Here is a 25,223-nt window from a genome sequence, read left to right on the forward strand (position 1 = left end):
TTCCCCATGTGGCGCAGGCTGATCTATCACCCGGAAGTTAACTACGCACTACGACAAACGCTGGTGCTGTGTCTTCCCGTGGCCGTGGGCCTGATCCTGGGACATCTTCAGCAGGGCCTGCTGTTTTCTCTCGTCCCCGCCTGCTGCAACATTGCCGGTCTGGACACGCCCCATAAACGCTTTTTCAAACGTCTGATAATTGGCGGCTCGCTGTTTGCTGGCTGTAGCCTCGCGGTGCAGCTTCTGCTGGCTCGTGATATTCCCCTGCCGCTGATCCTGACCGTGCTGGCGATGACCCTCGGCGTCACCGCCGAAATCAGCTCGCTCCATGCCCGTCTGCTTCCCGCGTCACTCATTGCGGCCATCTTCACCCTGAGCCTCGCCGGTAATATGCCTGTGTGGGAGCCGCTGCTGATCTACGCCCTCGGCACGCTGTGGTACGGGCTGTTTAACTGGTTCTGGTTCTGGCTGTGGCGGGAGCAGCCGCTGCGCGAATCTCTGAGCCTGCTCTACGTGCAGCTTGCGGATTACTGTGAAGCCAAATACACCCTGCTCACCCAGCATACGGATCCGGAAAAATCCTTACCGCCGCTGCTGACGCGCCAGCAAAAGGTGGTAGACCTGATAAGCCAGTGCTATCAGCAGCTGCATATGCTCGCCGCCAACAAGAACCACGAATATAAACGGCTGTTGCGCACCTTTCAGGTGGGGCTGGATCTTCAGGAGCATATCTCCGTTAGCCTTCACCACCCGCAGGAGGTGCAAAAGCTGGTTGAGCGCAGCCATGCCGAAGCGGTGATCCGCTGGAACGCACAAACCGTCTCCGCGCGCCTGCGGGTGCTGGCCGATGATATTCTCTACCACCGCTACCCCACGCGCTTTAACATGGACAAACAGCTCGGCGCGCTGGAGAAAATCGCCCGTCAGCACCCGGATAACCCGGTCGGCCAGTTTGCCGCCTGGCACTTCAGCCGCATCGCCCGTGTGCTGCGCACCCAGCGCCCGCTTTATTCCCGTGACCTGATGGCGGATAAACAGAAACGTCTGCCGCTGCTGCCGGCGCTGAGAAGCTACCTGTCTCTGAAATCTTCCGCTCTGCGCAACGCTGCAAGGATTAGCGTCATGCTCAGTATCGCCAGCCTGATGGGCATGGCGCTCCACCTGCCGAAACCGTACTGGATCTTAATGACCGTGCTGTTTGTTACCCAGAACGGCTATGGCGCCACGCGGGTGCGCATTCTGCACCGGGCAGGCGGCACGATGGCGGGGCTGATTATTGCGGGCGTGACGCTGCATTTTCACGTGCCCGAGGGCTATACCCTGGCGGGCATGCTGGCGATCACCCTGGTAAGCTATCTAATCATTCGCAAAAACTACGGCTGGGCGATGGTGGGCTTTACGGTGACGGCGGTATATACCCTTCAGTTGCTGACGCTTAACGGCGAACAGTTCATCGTTGCCCGCCTGATCGACACGCTGATTGGCTGCCTGATCGCCTTTGGCGGCATGGTCTGGCTGTGGCCGCAGTGGCAGAGCGGGCTGCTGAGGCAGAACGCCCACGACGCGCTGGAGGCCGACCAGCAGGCCATTCGCCTGATCCTGAGCGACGATCCGCAGCCTTCCCCGCTGGCGTATCAGCGGATGAAGGTCAACCAGGCGCACAACGCCCTGTTTAACTCGCTCAACCAGGCGATGCAGGAGCCGGGCTTTAACGCGCATTATCTGGCGGACATGAAGCTGTGGGTCACGCACAGCCAGTTTATCGTTGAGCACATTAACGCCATGACCACGCTGGCGCGCGAGCACACCATGCTGACGCCGAATCTGGCGCAGCGCTATTTGCAGTCCTGTGAAATTGCCCTGCAGCGGTGTCAGCAACGTCTGGAGTATGACGCGCCGGGCGAGTCGGGGGATTCGAACATTCTGGAGGCACCGGAGACGCTGACCCACGGCCCGATGAGCACCCTGGAGCAGCATTTGCAGCGCGTGCTGGGACATCTGAACACCATGCACACCATTTCGTCGGTGGCATGGCGTCAGCGCCCGCATCACGGCATTTGGTTAACGCGGCGGTTAAAGCGAACCGAGTATTAGCCTTTTACGATCTTCTCGACCGCTGCGGCAAAGCGGGTTAACCCGTCTTCTATATCCTTATCTTCCACCACCAGCGATGGCGCAAAGCGCATCACGTCAGGCCCGGCATTTAGCACCATCACCCCTTCGTGGGCGGCTGCGTGCAGGAAATCGCGCGCGCGGCCTTTGTACTGCGGCGTAAGCTCCGCACCAATCAGCAGCCCCATGCCGCGGATCTCGCTGAATACGTCGTACTTATTGTTAATCTGCTGGAGATGCTGCACAAACAGCTCGCGCTTCGCGCTAACGCCGTTCAGCACCTCTGGCGTGTTGATGATGTCGAACGCGGCACCTGCCACGGCGCTCGCCAGCGGGTTACCGCCGTAGGTCGAGCCGTGAGACCCGACGTGGAACGCAGAGGCAATCTCCTGGGTCGTCAGTACCGCACTCACCGGAAAACCGCCGCCGAGCGCTTTGGCGCTGGTCAGAATATCCGGCGTGACGCCGTAGTGCATGTAGGCAAACAGCTCTCCGGTACGCCCCATCCCGCACTGCACTTCATCAAACACCAGTAGCGCCTGATGTTCGTCGCACAGTTCGCGCAGCCCTTTCAGGAATTCCGGGGTTGCCGCGGTCACGCCGCCTTCGCCCTGAATCGGCTCCACCACCACTGCGCAGGTGTGGTCGTCCATCACCGCTTTCACCGCGTGCAGATCGTTAAACGGCACGTGGACAATGTCGGCTGGTTTCGGACCGAAGCCGTCGGAATACTTCGGCTGGCCGCCAACGGAGACGGTAAAGAAAGAGCGTCCGTGGAAGGCGTTATGGAAGGCGATGATTTTAGTTTTGTACGGGCTATGGCGCGTGGTGGCGTAGTAGCGCGCCAGCTTAAAGGCGGTTTCGTTGGCTTCGGTGCCGGAGTTCATAAACAGCACGCGCTCGGCAAACGTGGCATCAATGATCTTGCGACCCAGGCGCAGCGCAGGTTCGTTGGTGAACACGTTGCTGGTGTGCCACAGGGTTTCGCCCTGGGTTTTCAGCGCGTCCACCAGCGCAGGATGGCAGTGGCCCAGCGCCGTGACCGCAATACCGCCCGCGAAATCCACATACTCCTTGCCATGCTGATCCCAGACGCGGCTGCCTTTCCCCTTCACCGGGATAAACTCAGCCGGTGCATAAATCGGCAGAATCACTTCATCGAATGTCGCGCGGGTAATTGCTGGTTGTTCAGTTGCCATGTCATGCCCATCCATTTTATGTCACATTCATTGTGAAAATATAATCACAAAATATGCATAAAAACTCACAACAAGGCAACAGATATTCAGCGATTGAGGAAATTTGCCAGCAGGGCGTGCCCCTGCTCGCTGAGGATACTTTCAGGATGGAACTGCACGCCTTCGAGATCCCACTCGCGGTGGCGAATCCCCATGATCTCCTGCGTATCGCTCCAGGCGGTCACGTCAAAGCAGTCGGGCAGCGTCGGTGGGTCAATCACCAGCGAATGGTAGCGCGTCACGGTTAGCGGGTTATTGAGCCCTGTAAATACGCCCGTGCCGGTGTGGGTGACCGGCGAGGTTTTGCCGTGCATCACTTTCGCGGCACGCACGATGGTAGCCCCAAATGCCTGGGCAATCGCCTGATGACCGAGGCAGACGCCCAGGATCGGCAGCCTGCCGGCATAGTGGTGAATAACGTCCAGAGAAATGCCCGATTCCGACGGCGTACACGGTCCCGGCGAAATGACAATTTTCTGCGGAGCCAGCGCCTCAATATCAGACAGGCTGAATTCGTCGTTGCGGCGGACAACCACCTCTGCACCCAGTTCACAAAAATACTGGTAAAGGTTCCAGGTGAAGGAATCGTAGTTATCAATCAGCAGAATCATGGCGGCTCCCGAAAAAAATGCCGCCCTATTCTACTCAGATTCCCGCGCTTCGCTCACTACTTTGGTAAAGATAGCGCTTAGCGCGGTCAAATCGCCCGTGGCCCCGCTTCGGTTCGCCGCCACCCACTGCTCGGGATCAATATCCCGCCAGTCCAGCGCGTAATTCGCGTGGATGGCCAGCTGCTCAAAGAAGACGCGCTGAGCTATGCCATTACCGCGCATAAAGGGATGCAGCATGTTGATTTCACAGTAGTAATGGCTCACTTTTTCAACAAACGCCGCTTTTTCAAGACCCACAAGATACTTATCACTTTCCAGCGCCGCCATCAGTTCGTTACCCATCGTCTCGATGTACTCAAAATGGCAGAAGGGAATGTCACCCTTAAAAATATCGTCGGTACGGAATTCGCCTGCCTGCTTCATCTCTCTGTGATACAGATGGCGATGAATGAGGCACAGATGCGGTAGCCCGGGCGCTGAGGGCCCAAGCTCCAGCGTCTCAATGCCGGGCTCTGAAGGACCATTACCTTTTTCAAGGAGACAACTGGCCTGAAAATTGACGTTACGCTGTTGCTCCCAGAGACGGGATTTTTGCTTATCGGTGAGTTTTTTCACTTAACGCCTCCCTGAATAGTCCGTTTGCCACAAGTATAAGCAGCAAAACGCGCTTTCGCAGGGAGGGCTGAAAGACACGGGCAGGATATGCCCGTGTGGGAGAACGATTACGGCAGCACTTTCGCGGAGAGAATCACCACTGGCTTAGACGGCACATTCTGGTATGGACCGACATCGTGGGTCTGAACCTGAGAGATTTTGTCCGCCACGTCCATCCCTTTCACAATTTTACCGAAGACCGCATAGCCGAAGTCGCGCTGGCCGTGGTCGAGGAAAGCGTTATCCGCCACGTTGAGGAAGAACTGGCTGGTGGCGCTGTCTTTATCCGCCGTGCGCGCCATGGAGATGGTGCCGCGCTTGTTCAGCAGGCCGTTGTCCGCTTCGTTTTTGATGGGTGGGTTAGGCTGTTTCTGCTGCATCTGCTCGTTGAAGCCGCCGCCCTGAATCATGAAGCCAGGGATCACGCGGTGGAAGGTGGTGTTGTTATAGAAACCACTGTTCACATAGTCGAGGAAGTTTTTCACAGAAACCGGAGCTTTCTGGCTATTTAGTTCCAGCTCAATGTTCCCGGCAGAGGTGGTCAGCAGAACGTGAGGGTCCCCTTTGGCTGCCAGCGCAGCAGGGGAAACGGCAGAAAGAGCAAACACAGCTGCGACAGCCGCCAGTGTTGATTTGAGCATGAGAATTCCTTAACAAAGCGCAGTATAAAAAGCGAATGGCTTGATTCTAAAGAGCAGTATGAACCGAGACCAGCCTTTTACCTAATTTTACGAAATTGAAACAATTATTACTGCGCAAACGATTGGTTATACCGCCATTTAATGTGATTTAGATCACACTAAAACCTGCAATGGCATATTCATTTCCCTTAAAAGATAGGAATAGATCACTTTAGCGACTAAAATCTGCCCGCTCTCAGCGCCCTACCGGCGCTTTTCTTTTTCTGAACAGGCCAGACATGACTAACAGCAATCGCATCAAGCTCACATGGATAAGCTTCTTCTCCTACGCCCTGACCGGCGCGTTGGTGATCGTCACCGGGATGGTGATGGGAAATATCGCAGACTACTTCCAGCTGCCCGTTTCCAGCATGAGTAACACCTTCACCTTCCTCAACGCGGGGATCCTGATCTCAATCTTCCTGAATGCCTGGCTGATGGAAATCGTCCCGCTGAAAACCCAGCTGCGCTTCGGCTTCGTGCTGATGGTTGCCGCCGTGGCGGGCCTGATGTTGGGCCACAGCATCGCCCTGTTCTCCGCCGCCATGTTCGTGCTGGGCCTTGTCAGCGGGATCACGATGTCGATCGGTACGTTCCTTATTACGCACATGTATGAAGGCCGCCAGCGCGGCGCGCGCCTGCTGTTTACCGACTCCTTCTTCAGCATGGCCGGGATGATTTTCCCGATGGTCGCCGCGTATCTGCTCGCGCGCAGCATTGAATGGTACTGGGTATACGCCTGTATCGGTCTGGTCTATGTCGCGATCTTCATTCTGACCTTCGGCTGTGACTTCCCGGTGCTGGGCAAAAAAGCGCAGGCCACCTCAGAGCCGGTGGCGAAAGAAAAATGGGGTATCGGCGTGTTGTTCCTCTCCATTGCCGCCCTGTGCTACATCCTAGGTCAGTTGGGCTTTATCTCGTGGGTACCTGAATACGCCAAAGGTCTGGGGATGAGCCTGAACGACGCGGGCAAACTGGTGAGCGATTTCTGGATGTCTTACATGTTCGGCATGTGGGCCTTTAGCTTCATCCTGCGCTTCTTCGACCTGCAACGTATTCTGACCGTCCTGGCGGGTCTGGCGACCGTGCTGATGTATCTGTTCATCAACGGTGCCCCGGAGCATATGCCATGGTTCATCCTGACCCTGGGCTTCTTCTCCAGCGCGATTTACACCTCAATCATCACCCTGGGCTCCCTGCAGACCAAAGTGGCTTCGCCAAAGCTGGTGAACTTCGTGCTGACCTGCGGCACCATCGGCACCATGCTGACCTTCGTGGTCACGGGCCCGATTGTGGCGCACAGCGGCCCGCTGGCCGCGCTGCACACCGCTAACGGTCTGTATGCCGTGGTGTTTATCATGTGTTTCATTCTGGGCTTCGTGACCCGTCACCGCCAGCACAATACGGCAACGACTACCCACTAATCGTCAAAACCCCTTTGCGTTCTGCAAAGGGGTTTTAACCTGCTTACCCGCTCTGACTGCCGATTCGTAAAAAACCCCGTCAAATTTGTGCGAAAAACAAGCAAGCACAAAAATCAAACAATATCCGTTACTTATAAAAAACCTGACAAATCATAGATATACCCACTAAGGGGTAGGTGAAGGCGTATTTGATTTGCATCAATAAGTGCCTCTGCTGAATCGTTAAGGTAGGCAGTAATAGAAAAGAAATCGAGGCAAAAATGAGCAAAGTCAGACTCGCTATCATCGGTAACGGCATGGTCGGCCACCGCTTTATTGAGGATCTTCTCGATAAAGCCGATGCTGACCAGTTCGATATTACCGTGTTCTGTGAAGAACCCCGCAAGGCGTACGACCGTGTGCACTTGTCTTCCTACTTCTCTCACCATACCGCCGAAGAGCTCTCTCTGGTGCGCGAAGGTTTCTACGAGAAGCATGGCGTAAAAGTGCTGGTGGGCGAACGCGCTATCACCATCAACCGTCAGGAGAAAGTGATCCACTCCAGCGCCGGGCGTACGGTTTTTTACGATAAGCTGATCATGGCAACTGGCTCGTATCCGTGGATCCCGCCGATTAAAGGGTCGGAAACCCAGGATTGCTTCGTTTACCGTACCATTGAAGACCTCAACGCCATTGAATCCTGCGCACGTCGAAGCAAACGCGGTGCGGTTGTTGGCGGTGGCCTGCTGGGCCTGGAAGCGGCAGGCGCGCTGAAAAACCTCGGCGTTGAAACCCACGTTATCGAATTTGCCCCGATGCTGATGGCGGAACAGCTGGACCACATGGGCGGCGACCAGCTGCGTCGTAAAATCGAAAGCATGGGTGTGAAGGTTCACACCAGCAAGAACACCAAAGAGATCGTGCAGGAAGGCACAGAGGCGCGTAAAACCATGCGCTTTGCCGACGGCAGCGAGCTGGAAGTGGACTTCATCGTCTTCTCCACCGGTATTCGTCCGCGCGATAAGCTCGCCACTCAGTGCGGCCTGGCGGTAGCGCAGCGCGGCGGGATCATGATTAACGATACCTGCCAGACCTCCGATCCGGATATCTACGCCATCGGCGAGTGCGCCAGCTGGAATAACCGCGTGTACGGTCTGGTGGCGCCAGGATACAAAATGGCGCAGGTCGCCGTGGACCATATCCTCGGTAGCGAAAACGCCTTCACCGGCGCAGACATGAGCGCCAAGCTGAAGCTGCTGGGCGTGGACGTAGGCGGTATCGGCGATGCGCATGGCCGCACCCCGAACTCCCGCAGCTACGTCTATCTGGACGAAAGCAAAGAGGTCTACAAACGCCTTATCGTCAGCCAGGACAACAAAACCCTGCTCGGTGCGGTGCTGGTGGGCGATACCAGCGACTTCGGTAACCTGCTCCAGCTGGTGCTGAACGCCATTGAGCTGCCGGAAAACCCGGACGCGCTGATCCTGCCGGCGCACGCCTCCAGCGGTAAACCATCTATCGGCGTAGATAAACTGCCTGACAGCGCGCAGATTTGCTCCTGCTTCGACGTCACCAAAGGCATGCTGATCTCCGCCATCAACAAAGGCTGCCACACCGTTGCGGCGCTGAAGGCCGAAACCAAAGCCGGTACCGGCTGCGGCGGCTGTATTCCACTGGTGACTCAGGTGCTGAACGCTGAACTGGCGAAACAGGGCATCGAAGTGAACAACAACCTTTGCGAGCACTTCGCTTACTCTCGCCAGGAGCTGTATCACCTGATCCGTGTGGAAGGCATCAAGTCCTTCGACGAACTGCTGGAGAAACACGGCCAGGGCTACGGTTGTGAAGTGTGTAAGCCGACCGTCGGCTCCCTGCTGGCGTCCTGCTGGAATGAGTACGTGCTCAAACCAGAACACACGCCGCTGCAGGACACCAACGATAACTTCCTGGCGAACATCCAGAAAGACGGTACTTACTCCGTCATTCCGCGTTCCGCTGGTGGCGAAATCACCCCGGAAGGGCTGGTCGCCGTGGGCCGTATCGCCCGTGAATTTAATCTGTACACCAAAATCACCGGTTCCCAGCGTATCGGCCTGTTTGGCGCGCAGAAGGATGATCTGCCGGAAATCTGGCGTCAGTTGATTGAAGCGGGCTTCGAAACCGGTCACGCGTATGCCAAAGCGCTGCGTATGGCGAAAACCTGCGTGGGCAGCACCTGGTGCCGCTACGGCGTGGGCGACAGCGTGGGATTCGGCGTCGAGCTGGAAAACCGCTACAAAGGCATCCGTACCCCGCACAAAATGAAGTTCGGCGTCTCCGGCTGTACCCGTGAATGTGCGGAAGCGCAGGGTAAAGACGTAGGGATCATCGCCACCGAGAAAGGCTGGAACCTGTACGTGTGCGGCAATGGCGGGATGAAACCACGCCACGCGGATCTGCTGGCGGCGGATCTCGATCGCGACACGCTGATCAAGTATCTCGACCGCTTCATGATGTTCTACATTCGTACCGCCGATAAGCTGACCCGTACCGCGTCCTGGCTGGATAATCTCGAAGGCGGTATCGACTACCTGAAGTCGGTCATCATTGACGACAAGCTGGGTCTGAACGAACAGCTTGAGTCCGAGATGGCTCGCCTGCGCGAGGCGGTGATCTGCGAGTGGACCGAAACCGTCAACACCCCGGCGGCGCAGACGCGTTTCAAACACTTTATCAACAGCACCCAGCGCGACCCGAACGTACAGGTGGTGCCGGAGCGCGAACAGCATCGTCCTGCAACCCCGTATGAACGCATTCCGGTGATGCTGGTGGAGGAAAACGCATGAGCCAGTGGGTAAACATCTGCAACATTAACGACATTCTGCCAGCAACCGGCGTCTGTGCTTTGCTGGGTAACGAGCAGGTAGCTATTTTCCGCCCTCGCCACGATGAACAGGTCTTTGCCATCAGCAATATCGATCCGTTCTTTGAGGCCAGCGTGCTCTCCCGCGGTCTGATTGCTGAACACCAGGGTGAGCTGTGGGTCGCCAGCCCGCTGAAAAAGCAGCGTTTCCGCTTAACCGACGGGCACTGCATGGAAGATGAAAGCTTCTCCGTGAAGCACTACGACGCCCGCGTGAAGGACGGCAAGGTGCAGCTCAAAGCGTAAACCTCCGCCTTTCCAATAGGAAAGGCTTATGACCCCTTATGGGTAACGGCAGGAAAAACCGTATGTTCTGTACGATTCCTGCTGTTATCCTGACGTCAATTCTTACCCCCTCCTTGAATGCTGTGAGGTAACGTCGTGGACCACCTGCCGATTTTCTGTCAATTACGCCATCGCGACTGCCTGCTTGTGGGCGGCGGCGATGTGGCTGAACGCAAAGCGCGCCTGTTGCTGGATGCTGGAGCCCGACTGACCGTCAATGCCCTCACCTTCGCTCCGCAGTTTGACGTCTGGGCGCAGGAAGGGATGCTCACGCTGGTGCAGGGGGAGTTTGATGAGTCCCTGCTGGATACCTGCTGGCTGACCATTGCCGCGACGGATGACGATGAAGTGAACCAGCGCGTCAGCGACGCCTGCGAAGCGCGCCGGATCTTCTGCAACGTGGTGGATGCGCCGAAAGAGGCCAGCTTTATCATGCCGTCGATTATCGACCGTTCACCGCTGATGATCGCGGTGTCTTCCGGCGGCCGCTCGCCCGTACTTGCCCGCCTGCTGCGGGAAAAACTGGAAGCTATTTTGCCGCAGCATCTCGGCCAGATAGCCCACTACGCTGGGCAACTTCGCTCCCGCGTGAAGCAAACCTTCTCAACCGTGGGTGAGCGTCGTCGCTTCTGGGAGAAATTTTTCGTTAACGACAGGCTGGCGCAGTCGCTGGCGAATCAGGACGCGAAAGCGGTTGAAGAGACGACCGAGCAGCTGCTGAGCGAGCCGCTGGATCACCGAGGTGAAGTGGTGCTGGTCGGGGCTGGTCCGGGAGATGCGGGTTTACTGACCCTGAAAGGGCTCCAGCAGATCCAGCAGGCGGATATCGTGGTGTATGACCGCCTGGTCTCCGATGACATCATGAACCTGGTGCGCCGCGACGCCGACCGCGTCTTCGTCGGTAAACGGGCAGGCTACCACTGCGTGCCGCAGGAGGAGATTAATCAGATCCTGCTGCGTGAAGCGCAAAAGGGAAAACGCGTGGTGCGCCTTAAGGGCGGCGATCCGTTTATCTTTGGCCGCGGCGGCGAGGAGCTGGAAACCCTGTGCAATGCAGGCATTCCGTTCTCCGTGGTGCCGGGCATAACGGCGGCGTCCGGCTGTTCAGCCTACTCAGGCATTCCGTTGACCCATCGCGACTACGCTCAGAGCGTGCGTCTGGTTACGGGCCACCTGAAAACCGGCAGCGAACTGGACTGGCATAACCTGGCCGCTGAAAAGCAGACGCTGGTGTTCTACATGGGGCTGAACCAGGCCGCCACCATCCAGGCGAAACTGCTGGAACACGGCATGGAGGCTGATATGCCCGTTGCGCTGGTGGAAAACGGGACGTCAATCAAGCAGCGCGTGGTGAATGGCGCGCTGACGCAGCTCGGTGAACTGGCGCAGCAGGTCGAAAGCCCGGCGCTGATTGTGGTGGGTCGCGTGGTTGAACTGCGCGATAAGCTGAACTGGTTCTCGAATCACTAACGCATATTCTCCCCCCTTCGAGTAGTCCTTAAGCGGACTACTCCCTTCATACCCCAGTCGATAACATACCGCTCGCATAGTGGAACTTTTCCATTTATTCCCTCGTGTTACATCCAATTTAAGATTTTTAGACAAGGAATGCGTATGTTCAAGCTGGCAAAAGCCGCCGTTCTGGTTGGCCTGTTATCGACTCTGACCGCCTGCACCGGTCACGTTCAAAATACTAAAAATAACTGCAGCTACGATTACCTGCTGCACCCGGCGATCTCCATTTCGAAGATCATCGGCGGTTGCGGCCCGGCGGCACAGCAGTAAGCGTTTTTCAGGCGTAAAAAAACCGGGGATTTCCCGGTTTTTTTATTGAGTCCGTATTTGTCGGGTGGCGGCTTAAGGTTTCGCCACAAACCCAATCGCCTCGTACACCGCTTTCAGGGTTTCGGACGCGCGCGCGCTGGCTTTTTCTGCGCCCTCTTTCATCACCTTCTGCAGGAAGGCTTCGTCGTTACGGTAGCGATTGTAGCGCTCCTGCAGTTCGGTCAGCATGCCGGAAACGGCCTCTGCCACTTCACCCTTCAGGTGGCCGTACATCTTGCCTTCGAAGTGTTTTTCCAGTTCAGGGATGCTCTGGCCAGTGACGCCCGAGAGGATATCCAGCAGGTTGGAGACGCCCGCTTTGTTCTGCACGTCGTAGCGCACCACAGGCGGTTCGTCGGAGTCCGTGACAGCGCGCTTGAGCTTTTTCACCACCGATTTCGGATCTTCCAGCAGGCCGATAACGTTGTTGCGGTTATCGTCAGACTTGGACATCTTCTTGGTTGGCTCCAGCAGCGACATCACGCGCGCGCCGGATTTCGGGATAAACGGCTCTGGCACTTTGAATACGTCGCCGTAAAGCGCGTTAAAGCGCTGGGCGATATCACGGCTCAGCTCCAGGTGCTGCTTCTGGTCTTCACCCACCGGCACCTGGTTGGTCTGGTACAGCAGGATGTCGGCCGCCATCAGCACCGGATAGTCGAACAGGCCAGCGTTGATGTTTTCAGAGTAACGGGCAGATTTATCCTTGAACTGGGTCATGCGGCTCAGCTCACCGAAATAGGTATAGCAGTTCAGCGCCCAGCCCAGCTGCGCATGCTCCGGCACGTGAGACTGAACGAAAATGGTGCTCTTTTCAGGATCGATACCGCAGGCCAGATAGAGGGCCAGGGTGTCCAGGGTGGCTTTGCGCAGCTTCTCAGGATCCTGACGCGCGGTGATAGCGTGCAAATCTACGATGCAGTAAATGCAATGGTAGTCATCCTGCATGCTGACCCACTGACGCAACGCACCCATGTAGTTACCAATGGTCAATTCACCTGAAGGCTGTGCGCCACTAAAAACGATGGGCTTAGTCATTATTCAATTCCTGATGTTCACTGTGCGAAAGCCCGAGTGCGGGCAACAAATCTTTGAAGTGGTCGAACACAACATCCGGCTCACTCAGCGTAATGGCCTCACCGTAGTTGTAGCCATAGGTTAAACCGACGGAAGGACACCCCGCCGCTCGGGCAGCCAGAATATCATTACGCGAATCCCCGACAAAGAGCAGCTCCGCAGGCGTTAAGGATAATTTTCCTGCCACCAGCAACAGCGGTTCCGGATGCGGCTTTTTGTTCTGCACGTCATCCCCGCCTACAATCACGGAAAAATATTTCGCGATATTGAGCGCTTCCAGCAGCGGCGCAACAAACGGCGTCGGCTTGTTGGTCACCAGTCCCAGCGGGATGCCTTTTGCGTGCAGCGCGCTCAGGGTTTCCTGGACGTCCGGGAACAGGAAGCTCCCCTCCTCGACGGCCTCTTCGTAGAAACGATCGAACAGCTTGCGCAGAATACGCAGCTGCTCATCCTGCGGGATATCGGCATGATCGACGCTTGGTTTCCCCTGCGCGGAACGCTGCGACGCGCGTTCCTGACGAGCCCACGTCAGCGCGCGCTCCATCAGGACATCGGCACCGTTGCCAATCCACGTAATCACACGATCTTCGCCCGCAACGGGCAGTTCCAGTGCATACAGCGCCTGATCGACGGCGCTCGTTAAGCCCGGCGCGCTGTCCACCAGCGTGCCGTCGAGGTCGAATGCCACACCCCGAATTGCCTGCAATTTATCCATGACTTACCTTCGCCAGCTCGCGGCGCATTTCATCAATGACTTTTTTGTAATCCGGTTGGTCGAAAATTGCCGAACCTGCAACGAACATATCCGCGCCCGCTGCCGCAATTTCGCCAATATTATTCACTTTCACACCGCCGTCCACTTCCAGACGAATATCATAGCCAGACTCGTCAATGCGACGGCGCACTTCGCGCAGCTTATCCAGCGTGTGAGGGATGAACGACTGGCCGCCAAAACCCGGGTTGACGGACATCAGCAAAATCACGTCCAGCTTGTCCATCACGTAATCGAGATAGCTCAACGGTGTTGCCGGGTTAAACACCAGCCCCGCCTTACAGCCGTTCTCTTTGATCAGCTGCAGCGTGCGGTCAACGTGCTCGGAGGCTTCCGGATGGAAAGTGATAATGCTGGCGCCCGCTGCGGCGAAGTCAGGCACGATGCGGTCGACAGGCTTCACCATCAGGTGAACGTCAATCGGTGCGGTAATGCCGTAGTTACGCAGGGCCTTGAGCACCATCGGACCGATGGTCAGATTGGGAACGTAGTGGTTATCCATAACGTCGAAATGGACGACATCTGCGCCAGCTGCGAGAGCTTCCGCCGTGTCTTCACCCAGGCGGGCAAAATCGGCCGACAGAATTGAGGGGGCAATCAAAAACTGTTTCATCCGCATCTCCTTGAAATGTGTTTACCGGCGGGCAAAACGGCTCAGGGGCGATAAAGAGCCAGGAGTTCGTCCACCTTTTTACGTGTGCCGCCGTTGCTGCTAATGCTACGCCGCACCTTAACCTGAAAATGCTTCGCGGCTTTGTACCATTCGCGCGTATCAGGGGTATCGTGATTTGAAATTAAAACCGGAATTCTTTTGCTGACCAGTTTTTCCGCCATCTCCGCCAAGCGGGCCTGTTCGGCCGGGCTGAAGCTATTGGTGTGGTAGGCGGTGAAGTTCGCCGTCGCAGACAGCGGCGCATAAGGCGGATCGCAGTAGACCACCGAGTTTACGCCTGCCAGTTCCATGCACTCTTCATAGGAGAGGCAGTGGAACTCTGCATTCTGCGCTTTCTTCGCAAAATGATATAGCTCGTCCTGCGGGAAGTACGGGCGCTTATAACGACCAAACGGCACGTTAAATTCGCCGCGCAAATTATACCGGCACAGGCCGTTGTAACCATGACGGTTGAGGTAAAGGAACAGCAGCGCGCGGCGGAACGGATCCTGGCTCTGATTAAATTCCGTGCGGAACTGATAGTAAACGTCAGGGCTGTTGTTCTCTGGCGTAAACAGCTTGCGCGCCTCTTCCACATACTCATCTGTACGCAGCTTAACGATGTTATAGAGGCTGATAAGGTCGCTGTTGATATCCGCCAGGATATAACGAGAAAAATCGGTGTTCAGGAACACCGATCCCGCACCCACGAAGGGCTCGATAAGACACTCGCCTTTTGGCAGGTGCTTTTTAATATCATCGAGCAGGGGGTATTTCCCCCCTGCCCATTTCAGAAAAGCGCGATTTTTTTTCATGCTGACTAACTGATTACACCTTCTCCGGCTGTGGAGAAAGCTCCGACAGCATCCTGCGCTTTAAACATTACTTCAGATCGGCCTGCACCTGATGAATCGGCTTCGCCCACGGGTTTTTCGCCTGAACGTCTGCTGGCAGTGTCGCCACGGCGCGCTTCGCTTCATCTTTGGAAGCATACACACCGCTCACCAGCACGTACCACGGCTGTCCGTTACGGGTTGTCTGATAAACCACGTAGTTTTTCAGATTCGATTTCTTCGCCCAGCCGTTGAGGTTGTCATAGTTAGACGAACTGCTCAACTGCAGCGTGTAGTTGCTGGACGGTGCAGATTTCAGCGAACCGACGTTGCCAGCTGTTTTACCTGCTGCAGCACTGGAAGCCGTCGCCGTTGCGGCAGGCGCAGCGGTGGCAGCAGGTGCCGTTGTGGTTGCCGTCGCTTTCGGCGCAGTCTGCGTGACTGGCGCTTTGGCCGGCTCGCTCACGGCAGCCGTTTCAGTGCGTTTCGGCTGTGCCGGTGCGGCTTTCACTTCAGGCGCTTTTACCACGACCTGAGGCTTGGTTTCACGCTTAGGCTCAATGACCGCCTGCTTACGTTCAGGACGCGTCGCAGTTTGCGTCTGGCGCGGTTTAGTTTCCGTTGCTGCCGTCTGCGGCTGCGCGGTAGCACCGTGGATCGGCGCGACGGTTGCAGGTTCAGTTGGCAGCGTAGAGTTAACCACAACGTTATCAACCTGCTGCTGGTTTTGCGGCTGCATCAGCGCATTGTTCAGGTCTCCCTGAACTTCAACACGCTGCTGGCCTTCGGGCGTGACAGGTGCCTGGCCCTGAGCAGGCGTTGATGAAACGGGCGGCAGAGAAACATCCTGCGGCGTCGTTGTGTTGCTGGCAGTCTGCTCAGCGGAAGTGGTGCCCGGCGCTGGCTGTGCACCATTCGCCTGATCCGTCGCATCATTACCGGAGAGGTTGATGCTCTTCTCTGCGGAGGCGGTTTGTTCGGTTGAGTTGGTGGACGGTGCTTTCAGCGCGGAACCAATGCCAACAATCAGCAGCACAAGCACCAGAACGCCAAGTCCCATCATGATGTACTGACGGGAGGCCGGTTTCTGCGCAGCGGCTTTTTTACGTTTACGCGGGCGACGCTCTACAGGCTGTTCGTCCATTGAATCTTCTTCGGACTCATAATCCTCTTCTTCTCGCTCATCACGCGCGTTGCGGCTGCGCGAAGGGCGACGATCGTCTGCATCCAGATCAACATCGTCAAAGTTGATCTGCGGCTCGTTATCACGTTCTGAAGATTGACGAGAACGACCAGTACGACGATCGCTGGGATCGGGTTTCAGCTCGTCTTCTGGTTTGAATTCATCCATTTAACACCCCACTCAAAGGCTTATGCCTACGTCTTTGCATTTCGCCTGAAGCTAAACGACCACCGATAACAGTGGCCTGACCTTTCTAGTTGTTACGCCTGCTGGCAATCAGCAATGGCGCCAAGAACGACATCGTGCGACACTCCGCCGCGCACTTCACTCTTCCCTATTGCAAGCGGGAGTACAAGACGCATCTCACCTGCCAATACTTTTTTATCGCGCATCATGTGGGGTAAATACGCCTGCGCCGACATCTCCTGCGGCCCGGTTACCGGCAAACCTGCACGTTCAAGTAGCGCAATGATACGTGCCGTCTCTTCCGGTTTAAACTGCCCAAGACGTTCAGAGGTGCGGGCTGCCATGACCATGCCAGCCGCGACGGCTTCACCGTGCAGCCAGTTGCCGTAACCCATTTCGGCTTCAATGGCGTGGCCAAACGTATGCCCAAGATTCAGTAAAGCACGTAAGCCGGTTTCACGCTCGTCTGCCGCGACAACTTCTGCTTTCAGCTCACAACAACGACGAATGCAGTATGCCAGTTTCGCCTCATCCAGGCGCAGCAGCGCATCCATATTCTCTTCAAGCCAGTTAAAGAACTCGCCATCCAGAATAATGCCGTATTTGATCACTTCAGCCAGGCCAGAGGCCAGCTCGCGTTTCGGCAGGGTTTTCAGGCAGTCGAGATCCACCACCACCGACGCAGGCTGGTAGAACGCGCCAATCATGTTTTTGCCGAGGGGATGGTTGACTGCCGTTTTGCCACCGACAGAGGAGTCGACCTGAGACAGCAACGTGGTCGGGATTTGAATAAAACGGACGCCACGCTGATAGCTTGCGGCCGCAAAGCCGGTCAGATCGCCCACAACACCGCCGCCCAGGGCAAGCAGTGTTGTATCGCGACCGTGCGGTTTTTGCAGCAATGCGGTAAAGACGGTATCGAGTACCGTCAGGCTTTTATACTGCTCGCCATCGGGCAGAATCACACTGTCGACTTTTACGCCTGCCTGCTCAAGCAGGTGGCGCACGCGGTCGAGATAAAGCGGAGCCAGCGTCTCATTGGTGACCAGCATCGCCTGATCACCCGCTTTTAGTGGTAAAAAGGAAGCTGGGTCGTTAAACAAACCAGCCGCGATGGTGATAGGGTAACTACGTTCCCCGAGAGTAACTGTAATCCTCTCCATGACGCGACATCCACCTTTAATGCTTTTACCCGCAGGCGAGTGTATATAAAGCCAGAATCAGTTGCTTTCCAGCATATGAATAATCTGGTTTGCAACCACTTTAGCGCTCTGATCGTCAGTACGAATGGTCACATCGGCAATCTCTTCATACAGGGGATTGCGTTCGTCGGCCAACGCTTCCAGAACTTCGCGTGGTGGCGTTTCAACCTGCAGCAGCGGGCGCTTTTTATCGCGCTGCGTACGTGCCAGCTGTTTCTCAATGGTCGTCTCAAGATAGACCACTACGCCACGGGCGGAGAGACGGTTGCGGGTTTCGCGAGATTTCACAGAGCCGCCGCCTGTTGCCAGTACGATGCCCTGTTTTTCCGTGAGTTCGTTGATCACTTTTTCTTCTCGGTCACGGAAACCTTCTTCGCCTTCTACATCGAAAACCCAGCCCACATCAGCTCCGGTTCGTTTCTCAATCTCTTGATCAGAATCGTAAAATTCCATATTGAGTTGTTGAGCTAACTGACGCCCAATAGTGCTTTTGCCGGCACCCATAGGCCCAACCAGAAAGATATTGCGTTTCTCTGCCATTTTATCGGTACTACTAAGACTATTCGTTAATGGTAATCCCCGCTTCGCAGACACCCGGCGTAGCAGGACATGAACTGAAACCTCATATGCAATAGAGCGAGAGTCAGACTAAAAATTATCTCAATACTCCGGCTTGTTTGGCAACTGATTAAATCACCGCGCCGGACGCATAAGGTAATAAGACGTAAGTCCAACTCAAATCGGTACTCCTTGTATGCTAATTCATGCCCCACGTCAAACATCTGCAACAAACTGAATGCAAAATCATTGCGGGGATCGTTACCCGTTAGTGAATACCGACCAGACGTGGCGTAATAAACACCACTAACTCACGCCGCTCATTATCTTTTCCATCATGGCGAAAAAGCTGTCCCAACCAGGGGATGCTCCGAAGCCCGGGCACGCTGTCACTGCCGGTTTTGTTCTTTTGCGAGAAAATTCCCCCCAGCGCCAGCGTTTCTCCACTTTTTACCTCCACCTGGGTTTCTATCTCCTGCTTATCGATGGCAAGCGTTTCGCCATCGGCCTGCTGCAGCACCTGTCCCGGCATGTTTTCACTGATGTGTAGCTTCAGGCGCACGCGCCCACCGGGCAATACTACCGGCGTGACCTCCATTCCGAGTACCGCCTCTTTGAACTCCACCGAGGTCGCCCCGCTTTCACCGCTTGAAACCTGATACGGGATCTCACTCCCCTGCTTAATGCTGGCCGGTTGCATGTGCGAGGCCAGCAGCCGCGGGCTGGCAATGATATCGACCTGCTGTTTTTGCTCCAGCGCAGAGAGCTCCAGATCCAGCAGCCTGCCGTTAATCCGCCCGATGTTAAACCCCACATGCGTGGTAGCACTGGCCACGGAAAGATCGCTGCCAAGCGTCGTGAGCTGTCCAACCTTGCCCGCCTCAGTGGCCTCGGCAAGATTCCACTTCACCCCCAACTCTCGCAGGCTTTTTTCATTAATGGTGACAATGTGCGCCGCCAGTTCGACCTGCTCGACGGGAATATCCATCTGAGCCGCCCACTGCTGCAGCGCCTCCAGCACCGCCTGGTTATCCCTGATGAGCAGACGGTTGGTGCGTTTGTCGACAGATAAACTCCCCTTTGGGCTCAGGAGCTTTTCAGCCGCTTTTTGCAGTTCTCCGGCATCCGCATAAGAAAATGGGATGCTGTGCGAGACCAGCGGAGCATCAAGCTGTCGACGCGCTCGCTCCTGCTCTAAACGTTCCCGCTGTTCACGCTGCCAGGCCGCGGTATGGACATAATAAATACCGCCCTCCTCTCGTAAAACGAGTCCGGCGCTGGTGACTACCGTCTGTAACGCCTGCCGCCAGGGAACGCGCGTCAGGTTAAGCGAGAGCGTGCCGCCGACATCCGGCGATACCACCAGATTACGGTTCTCCTGCGCAACCAGCGCCTGTAGCACCTGAACCACCGGCACGTCATCCACCACCAGCGTGACCGGCTTTGGCGCGGCGGCCCACAGCGGGCGGCTGAACGCCAGCAGCAACAGCACTATCCTTAACTTCATTTTTATCCTTTCCTTCTCGTTGCCACGCCCATTCTTCGGGATCGCATGTGTCACCCACATCAATAACCAGTTCCGTTTCATTGATGGCCGTTATCCGCCAGCCCGCCGGGAAACGTTCGTGCTCTTTCAGACGATGCCAGCGCCGTTGCCCATCCAGCAAAATACCAACGCGCTGCTGCCCTCCCACCATTCCGCGGTAGTGCCACTGTGCCAGTTCGGCTGTGGCGCAGGGGTCGTCCGGCGGGCGAAACGGATCGCGCATGCCGGTCAACAGCAGCGCCGAGCAAACCAGCAGGTATCTCGCGCTATTTCGCATGTTCCAGCTCCAGCCTCAGGCGTAACGCCGTACTTTGTGGCGCAAGCGTGAAAGCAGCGACCCGCACATCCCGCTGCGCCAGCCGGGAAAAAAGAGGCGGGATCGCCTGCCACTGCGCCTCCAGCGCCAGTTCACCACCGTTTTGCAACGGCTTCCAGTGAAGGAGCCTTGTACCCTCCCCCTGAAAATCGAGCGGTGAAAAGGGCTTTACCTCCAGTGCCGTCCGGGTTTGCGGGCTAAACGGCACCTGACTGGCGGTGGGCCACAGCGACGCGTTAGTCCGCGCCGCCTGGCTCACCTGCTGCCGCTGATCCGCACACTGCCTCTCTGCTGGCCGGAGCAATACACCCCATGCTGTCAGGCCCATCAGGAGAATACCCAGCCCCCCGCAGACCAGCCGACACCAGGGACGACTTTCACACCAGCGTTCTAGCAAGGTCTCCACGCATTACCCCTCGCTTTTCAGGTGCAGAGTGAACATCCAGCGCCCCTGGCTATCCTGCCGGAGTTCCCCCTCAGAACCGGGCGTAAAGCCGTCTATGTGCTCCATCCCATTACGCAAGGCAGAAAGCGCCTGCAGGGTAGTGGCATAGCCGATCAACATCAGAGCAGGAGGCTGATAACGCAGCTCTGTCAGCCATACCTGCGCAGGCATGGCCTCAGAAAGTGACTCCAGCACCGGTTGCCATGCGCGGCGTTGCGGCGTGCCCGCAGGGTTCTGCACCTCTGGGGTGGGCCGCTGGCGAGACACAAGACCACGCTGCACGGACTGCGTACCCGCCAGTTGAGCCTGTAGCGCGCGCAGCGTTATCAGATGATTCATCCTTACGCTAAAAACGGCCATCAGCATGAGCAGCAATGCGCCGACAAATACGCCGCCCCAGAAACGCAGACATCGCGCGCGCCGCTGCTGACGCCAGGGCAGGAGGTTGGTCACGTTCATTCAGGCACCTCGCTCATGGCCAGCGCCAGCGCGACGGTATAGTCAGCCCCGCATTCGGGAAGAGGCGCATGCCAGCGCTGCAGCGTTTCCCATGGGGTTCGTTCGGCATCAAAGAGCGCGATGTCATTCTGGTTGAGGGCCAGCAGCGCCGCCAGCTCAGTGATGTTTTCTGCTTCAGTGGTATAACGACGCCCCCACTGATGGCGCATAGCCCACAGCCAGTGGTGCGCATCTCGCCAGGCGACGCACTGCGTCGGCGCTACCGCAGGCAGCAGGTTCGTCAGCGCGCTGGCATCCGGGGTGATGGTCGCCAGCCGCAAACGTAGCGTTTTCGCCAGATCAAGAAGCGTTTCAACCTCTTTGTTTTGTGCGGCAGTCACGTGAAACGTATTGCTGAAGGTGTCCTGGGTGTAGTCGAAACAGAGGGACTCTGTCGACATCTCCAGTTCGCGCGAAAGCGCAGCCCCCATCCACGAGAGCTGCTCGCTGTCGCGCAATGCAAGAGCCGGTCGGGGCAACGTTTTTTGCAGAGTCCGTGCAGCAGGAAAGGAGAGAAATACCCGGTGGTAGTGCGGGAGCGCTTTTCGCCAGTCGCGTAAGGCATCGGCCAGCGCTTCTGGCTGACAAATTTTGCCGTCACGAATGATGCCTTCGGCCAGAGAAATGGCCCACCAGCGGCGTAAGCACCAGCCGCCTCTCTCCCGGACCAGTGCCGTAATCAGGACCTTATCCTGTTGAATATGAACGCCCGTTTGCCATGTTTTGAAAGCCATGCTTCACGATCTCCTTATCGCCCGTCGCCTTGACGGCTATATCAATGAATCAGGCTTGCCTTTATACTACCGCGCGATTGTTTAGAAACTGCCCAAGTGAAACCAAATGGGAAATCTCCGGTGAAGTTCGTAAAGTATTTATTCATCCTTGCAGTCTGTTGCATTCTGCTGGGAGCAGGCTCGATTTACGGTTTGTACAAATATATTGAGCCACAGCTACCTGATGTCGCCACGCTCCGCGATGTGCGTCTCCAGATCCCAATGCAGGTCTATAGCGCCGATGGCGAGCTGATGGCGCAGTATGGCGAGAAGCGTCGTATCCCGCTGACCTTAAACCAAATTCCCCCCGTGATGGTGAAAGCTTTTATCGCCACGGAGGACAGCCGTTTCTACGAGCACCACGGTGTCGATCCGGTCGGGATTTTCCGTGCCGCAAGCATTGCGTTGTTCTCCGGTCACGCCTCCCAGGGGGCGAGCACCATTACGCAACAGCTGGCGCGTAACTTCTTCCTCAGCCCTGAAAAGACGCTGACGCGTAAGATCAAAGAGGTGTTCCTGGCGATCCGTATTGAGCAACTGCTGAACAAGGACGAGATCCTTGAGCTGTACCTCAATAAAATCTATCTGGGCTACCGTGCCTATGGCGTGGGGGCAGCCGCGCAGGTGTACTTCGGTAAGCCTGTTGAACAACTCACCCTAAGCGAAATGGCAACCATTGCCGGTCTGCCAAAAGCGCCGTCCACGTTTAACCCGCTTTACTCGCTCGATCGCGCTACCTCACGTCGTAATGTCGTCCTGTCACGTATGCTGAGCGAAGGCTATATCAGCCAGAGCGAGTACGACCAGGCGCGTAACGACGTCATTGACGCCAATTATCACGCCCCTGAGATCGCCTTCTCTGCCCCTTATCTGACCGAAATGGTGCGCCAGGAGATGGTGAGTCGTTATGGCGACAAGGCCTATGAAGATGGCTATCGCGTGTACACCACCGTTACCCGTAAAGTGCAGCAGGCGGCTCAGGACGCGGTGCGCAATAACGTGATGGACTACGATATGCGTCACGGCTATCGCGGACCGTCGAACGTGCTCTGGAAAGTGGGCGAAAGCGCATGGGACAGCAAAAAAATCACCAGCACGCTGAAAGCGCTGCCAACCTATGGTCCGCTCCTTCCAGCCGTAGTGACGCAGGCCGATCCTCAGGAAGCCGTTGCGACGCTGGCGGACGGCACGTCCGTCTCCCTGCGCATGGACGGTATTCGCTGGGCGCGTCCATACCGTTCGGACACCCTGCAGGGGCCAACGCCGCGCAAGGTGACCGACGTGGTACAGGCCGGGCAGCAGATTTGGGTGCGCAAGTCAGGCGATGCCTGGTGGCTGGCGCAGGTACCGGATGTGAACTCGGCTCTGGTCTCCATCAACCCACAGAACGGGGCGGTAATGGCGCTGGTCGGCGGGTTCGATTTCAACCAGAGCAAATTTAACCGCGCCACGCAGGCGCTGCGTCAGGTGGGTTCCAACATCAAGCCGTTCCTCTACACGGCTGCGATGGATAAGGGACTGACCCTTGCCAGCATCCTCAACGACGTGCCGATCTCCCGCTGGGATGCCGGTGCCGGTTCCGACTGGCAGCCGAAGAACTCTCCTGCGGAGTATGCCGGTCCTATTCGTCTTCGCCAGGGTCTGGGGCAGTCGAAAAACGTGGTGATGGTGCGTGCCATGCGCGCGATGGGCGTCGACTATGCGGCAGAGTACCTGCAGCGCTTCGGCTTCCCGGCGCAGAACATCGTTCGCACCGAGTCGCTGGCGCTGGGCTCAGCCTCCTTTACGCCGCTTCAGGTCGCCCGCGGATACTCGGTGATGGCCAACGGCGGCTTCCTGGTTGACCCGTACTTCATCAGCAAAATCGAGAACGACCAGGGCGGCGTGCTGTTTGAAGCGAAGCCGAAAATTGCCTGCCCTGAGTGTGATATTCCGGTCATTTACGGCAACACGCCGAAATCCGAGGTGCTCGAAAACAAGGACATGGAAGACCCTGCCGTTTCTCAGGAGCAGCCAAATATCGTCTTGCCGCAGCCGCAGCTGGAGCAGGCTAACCAGTCGCTGGTGGCGCAGACCGGCGCGCAGGAGTACGCCCCGCACGTGATCAACACGCCGCTGGCGTTCCTGATCAAGAGCGCGCTGAACACCAACATCTTCGGTGAACCCGGCTGGCAGGGTACCGGCTGGCGAGCAGGGCGCGATCTGCAGCGCCATGATATCGGCGGTAAAACCGGGACAACTAACAGCTCGAAGGATGCGTGGTTCTCCGGCTATGGGCCGGGTGTGGTGACGTCAGTCTGGATCGGTTTCGACGATCATCGCCGTGATTTAGGCCGTACCACGGCATCCGGCGCGATTAAAGATCAGATTTCCGGCTACGAAGGCGGCGCCAAAAGCGCGCAGCCAGCCTGGGATGCCTACATGAAATCCGTTCTTGAAGGCGTGCCGGAGCAGCCGCTGACGCCGCCACCGGGCGTGGTGACGGTCAATATTGACCGCAGCACCGGCCAGCTCGCTAACGGCGGTAATAGCCGTGCCGAGTATTTCATCGAAGGTACGCAGCCAACCACACAGGCGGTGCATGAGGTGGGTACAGAGATTATTGATAACGGCGAGACGCACGAGCTGTTTTAAGCATAAAAATGCCCGGTAAAAACCGGGCAAAGAATTGCAGGCCGGGTAAGGCGAAGCCGCCACCCGGCTTTTTTATGGCCTACAGCCGCCCTTGCCCCTTCAGCCACTCGCGAACCAGGAACAGCGCGCTCACGTTGCGAGCCTCGTTAAAGTCAGGGTCTTCAAGCAGATCCATCAGATGCGCCAGCGGCCAGCGAACCTGCGGCAGCGGCTCTGGTTCATCTCCCTCCAGCGATTCAGGATAGAGATCTTCAGCCACCACAATGTTCATTTTGCTGGAAAAATAGGACGGCGCCATGCTCAGTTTTTTCAGGAACGACAGTTCGTTCGCGCCAAAACCCACCTCTTCTTTCAGCTCGCGGTTTGCTGCTTCAAAGACCGTTTCACCCGGATCGATGAGCCCTTTCGAGAACCCAAGCTCGTAAGATTCCGTCCCCACGGCGTATTCGCGGATCAAAATCAGATGATCGTCGACGATAGGGACAATCATCACCGCTTCGCGCGAAGAGGGGCGCATACGCTCATAAACACGACGCACACCGTTGCTGAACTCCAGATCCACACTCTCGACGTTAAACAGGCGCGATTTGGCGACAGTTTCAACGTGCAGAATGGTGGGTTTTTGTAGTGGTTTGCTCATCTTGATGGGGTCTTAGCAGTGTGAACTGGCTTTATTGTGCGATATGCCGCACGGTTTCGGCAATGTCAATTGTTCTTTATTTACATTTATGCAACGCAGCAGGGTTCAATCCTCAATTCAAAACAAATGTCAAGAGCTTGAAATGTTTCCAGGAATTTGCTGATATCGCGCCATGACAGGCTTTGCTATCATCACCGGT

24 protein-coding genes are annotated in these 25,223 nt (G+C 56.7%); 7 read left to right on the plus strand and 17 right to left on the minus strand.

What is annotated here, in order from left to right; translation table 11 throughout:
- Nucleotides 1-6 precede the first annotated feature (6 nt).
- Nucleotides 7-2,094: a YccS/YhfK family putative transporter gene (locus AC2FAJ_RS22145; RefSeq protein WP_485454531.1), complete on the plus strand. Its 2,088-nt coding sequence runs from the start codon at nt 7-9 to the stop codon at nt 2,092-2,094.
- Here the strand turns inward: AC2FAJ_RS22145 and argD are convergent.
- The 4 genes from argD to ppiA all read right to left on the minus strand — a co-directional run bounded on the left by argD (nt 2,091) and on the right by ppiA (nt 5,256).
- A complete protein-coding gene (argD, locus tag AC2FAJ_RS22150) occupies nt 2,091-3,311 on the minus strand; it encodes a bifunctional acetylornithine/succinyldiaminopimelate transaminase (protein ID WP_485454527.1) in 1,221 nt (406 codons plus the stop codon). The two genes, AC2FAJ_RS22145 and argD, sit on opposite strands and share 4 nt — an antisense overlap.
- Nucleotides 3,312-3,397: 86 nt before the next feature.
- On the minus strand, nt 3,398-3,961 hold the full coding sequence (pabA, locus tag AC2FAJ_RS22155; protein ID WP_485454528.1) for an aminodeoxychorismate synthase component 2: 564 nt from the start codon (nt 3,959-3,961) through the stop codon (nt 3,398-3,400).
- Nucleotides 3,962-3,991: 30 nt separating this feature from the next.
- Nucleotides 3,992-4,576 carry a putative adenosine monophosphate-protein transferase Fic gene (locus AC2FAJ_RS22160; RefSeq protein ID WP_126345929.1) on the minus strand — a complete coding sequence of 195 codons (585 nt, stop codon included), beginning with the start codon at nt 4,574-4,576 and terminating at the stop codon, nt 3,992-3,994.
- A gap of 107 nt (nt 4,577-4,683) precedes the next feature.
- On the minus strand, nt 4,684-5,256 hold the full coding sequence (gene ppiA / locus AC2FAJ_RS22165; RefSeq protein ID WP_032644556.1) for a peptidylprolyl isomerase A: 573 nt from the start codon (nt 5,254-5,256) through the stop codon (nt 4,684-4,686).
- A 278-nt stretch (nt 5,257-5,534) separates the two neighbouring features.
- On the opposite strand from ppiA, the gene tsgA reads away from it, so the two are divergent.
- The 5 genes from tsgA to AC2FAJ_RS22190 all read left to right on the plus strand — a co-directional run bounded on the left by tsgA (nt 5,535) and on the right by AC2FAJ_RS22190 (nt 11,670).
- Nucleotides 5,535-6,719, plus strand: a complete 1,185-nt coding sequence (gene tsgA, locus AC2FAJ_RS22170; protein ID WP_045630315.1) for an MFS transporter TsgA — start codon at nt 5,535-5,537, stop codon at nt 6,717-6,719.
- Nucleotides 6,720-6,979: 260 nt separating this feature from the next.
- Nucleotides 6,980-9,523, plus strand: coding sequence for a nitrite reductase large subunit NirB (nirB, locus tag AC2FAJ_RS22175; protein WP_041911927.1), 2,544 nt, complete (start codon nt 6,980-6,982; stop codon nt 9,521-9,523).
- A complete protein-coding gene (gene nirD, locus AC2FAJ_RS22180; RefSeq protein ID WP_045259347.1) occupies nt 9,520-9,846 on the plus strand; it encodes a nitrite reductase small subunit NirD in 327 nt (108 codons plus the stop codon). The genes nirB and nirD overlap by 4 nt, the downstream gene beginning before the upstream one ends.
- 135 nt (nt 9,847-9,981) lie before the next feature.
- Entirely contained in the window at nt 9,982-11,355 is a 1,374-nt protein-coding gene (cysG, locus tag AC2FAJ_RS22185) for a siroheme synthase CysG (RefSeq protein WP_028014655.1), read from the plus strand.
- A 144-nt stretch (nt 11,356-11,499) separates the two neighbouring features.
- Nucleotides 11,500-11,670, plus strand: coding sequence for a YhfL family protein (locus AC2FAJ_RS22190; protein WP_008503029.1), 171 nt, complete (start codon nt 11,500-11,502; stop codon nt 11,668-11,670).
- Between the two features lie 72 nt (nt 11,671-11,742).
- Here AC2FAJ_RS22190 and trpS read toward each other — a convergent pair whose 3' ends face one another.
- From trpS to AC2FAJ_RS22250, 12 genes are all read right to left on the minus strand, one after another.
- Entirely contained in the window at nt 11,743-12,747 is a 1,005-nt protein-coding gene (trpS, locus tag AC2FAJ_RS22195; protein ID WP_041911924.1) for a tryptophan--tRNA ligase, read from the minus strand.
- Nucleotides 12,740-13,501 carry a phosphoglycolate phosphatase gene (gene gph, locus AC2FAJ_RS22200; RefSeq protein WP_041911923.1) on the minus strand — a complete coding sequence of 254 codons (762 nt, stop codon included), beginning with the start codon at nt 13,499-13,501 and terminating at the stop codon, nt 12,740-12,742. Before gph ends, trpS begins: the two co-directional genes overlap by 8 nt.
- Nucleotides 13,494-14,171, minus strand: coding sequence for a ribulose-phosphate 3-epimerase (rpe, locus tag AC2FAJ_RS22205; RefSeq protein WP_023333698.1), 678 nt, complete (start codon nt 14,169-14,171; stop codon nt 13,494-13,496). Before rpe ends, gph begins: the two co-directional genes overlap by 8 nt.
- A 41-nt stretch (nt 14,172-14,212) precedes the next feature.
- Nucleotides 14,213-15,025: an adenine-specific DNA-methyltransferase gene (dam, locus tag AC2FAJ_RS22210; RefSeq protein WP_028014659.1), complete on the minus strand. Its 813-nt coding sequence runs from the start codon at nt 15,023-15,025 to the stop codon at nt 14,213-14,215.
- A gap of 67 nt (nt 15,026-15,092) precedes the next feature.
- Nucleotides 15,093-16,394, minus strand: coding sequence for a cell division protein DamX (gene damX / locus AC2FAJ_RS22215; protein ID WP_309257586.1), 1,302 nt, complete (start codon nt 16,392-16,394; stop codon nt 15,093-15,095).
- Between the two features lie 92 nt (nt 16,395-16,486).
- Nucleotides 16,487-17,575, minus strand: coding sequence for a 3-dehydroquinate synthase (gene aroB, locus AC2FAJ_RS22220; protein ID WP_041911921.1), 1,089 nt, complete (start codon nt 17,573-17,575; stop codon nt 16,487-16,489).
- 57 nt (nt 17,576-17,632) lie between these two features.
- Nucleotides 17,633-18,154, minus strand: a complete 522-nt coding sequence (gene aroK / locus AC2FAJ_RS22225) for a shikimate kinase AroK (protein WP_003861630.1) — start codon at nt 18,152-18,154, stop codon at nt 17,633-17,635.
- Nucleotides 18,155-18,440: 286 nt separating this feature from the next.
- Nucleotides 18,441-19,679 carry a DNA uptake porin HofQ gene (gene hofQ / locus AC2FAJ_RS22230; protein WP_485454529.1) on the minus strand — a complete coding sequence of 413 codons (1,239 nt, stop codon included), beginning with the start codon at nt 19,677-19,679 and terminating at the stop codon, nt 18,441-18,443.
- Nucleotides 19,591-19,995, minus strand: coding sequence for a HofP DNA utilization family protein (locus tag AC2FAJ_RS22235; protein WP_041911919.1), 405 nt, complete (start codon nt 19,993-19,995; stop codon nt 19,591-19,593). The genes hofQ and AC2FAJ_RS22235 overlap by 89 nt, the downstream gene beginning before the upstream one ends.
- Nucleotides 19,985-20,440, minus strand: a complete 456-nt coding sequence (locus AC2FAJ_RS22240; protein ID WP_041911918.1) for a HofO family protein — start codon at nt 20,438-20,440, stop codon at nt 19,985-19,987. The genes AC2FAJ_RS22235 and AC2FAJ_RS22240 overlap by 11 nt, the downstream gene beginning before the upstream one ends.
- Before the next feature lie 3 nt (nt 20,441-20,443).
- Entirely contained in the window at nt 20,444-20,938 is a 495-nt protein-coding gene (locus AC2FAJ_RS22245; protein WP_485454530.1) for a PilN domain-containing protein, read from the minus strand.
- Complete coding sequence (locus AC2FAJ_RS22250; RefSeq protein ID WP_319880940.1) at nt 20,935-21,711, minus strand: DNA utilization protein HofM; 777 nt, start codon at nt 21,709-21,711, stop codon at nt 20,935-20,937. The genes AC2FAJ_RS22245 and AC2FAJ_RS22250 overlap by 4 nt, the downstream gene beginning before the upstream one ends.
- 120 nt (nt 21,712-21,831) lie before the next feature.
- On the opposite strand from AC2FAJ_RS22250, the gene mrcA reads away from it, so the two are divergent.
- Complete coding sequence (gene mrcA, locus AC2FAJ_RS22255) at nt 21,832-24,384, plus strand: peptidoglycan glycosyltransferase/peptidoglycan DD-transpeptidase MrcA (RefSeq protein WP_028014665.1); 2,553 nt, start codon at nt 21,832-21,834, stop codon at nt 24,382-24,384.
- A gap of 79 nt (nt 24,385-24,463) precedes the next feature.
- Here mrcA and nudE read toward each other — a convergent pair whose 3' ends face one another.
- On the minus strand, nt 24,464-25,024 hold the full coding sequence (gene nudE / locus AC2FAJ_RS22260; RefSeq protein ID WP_028014666.1) for an ADP compounds hydrolase NudE: 561 nt from the start codon (nt 25,022-25,024) through the stop codon (nt 24,464-24,466).
- Nucleotides 25,025-25,223 lie beyond the last annotated feature (199 nt).

It is taken from the genome of Enterobacter cloacae complex sp. 385G4, from assembly GCF_057320665.1.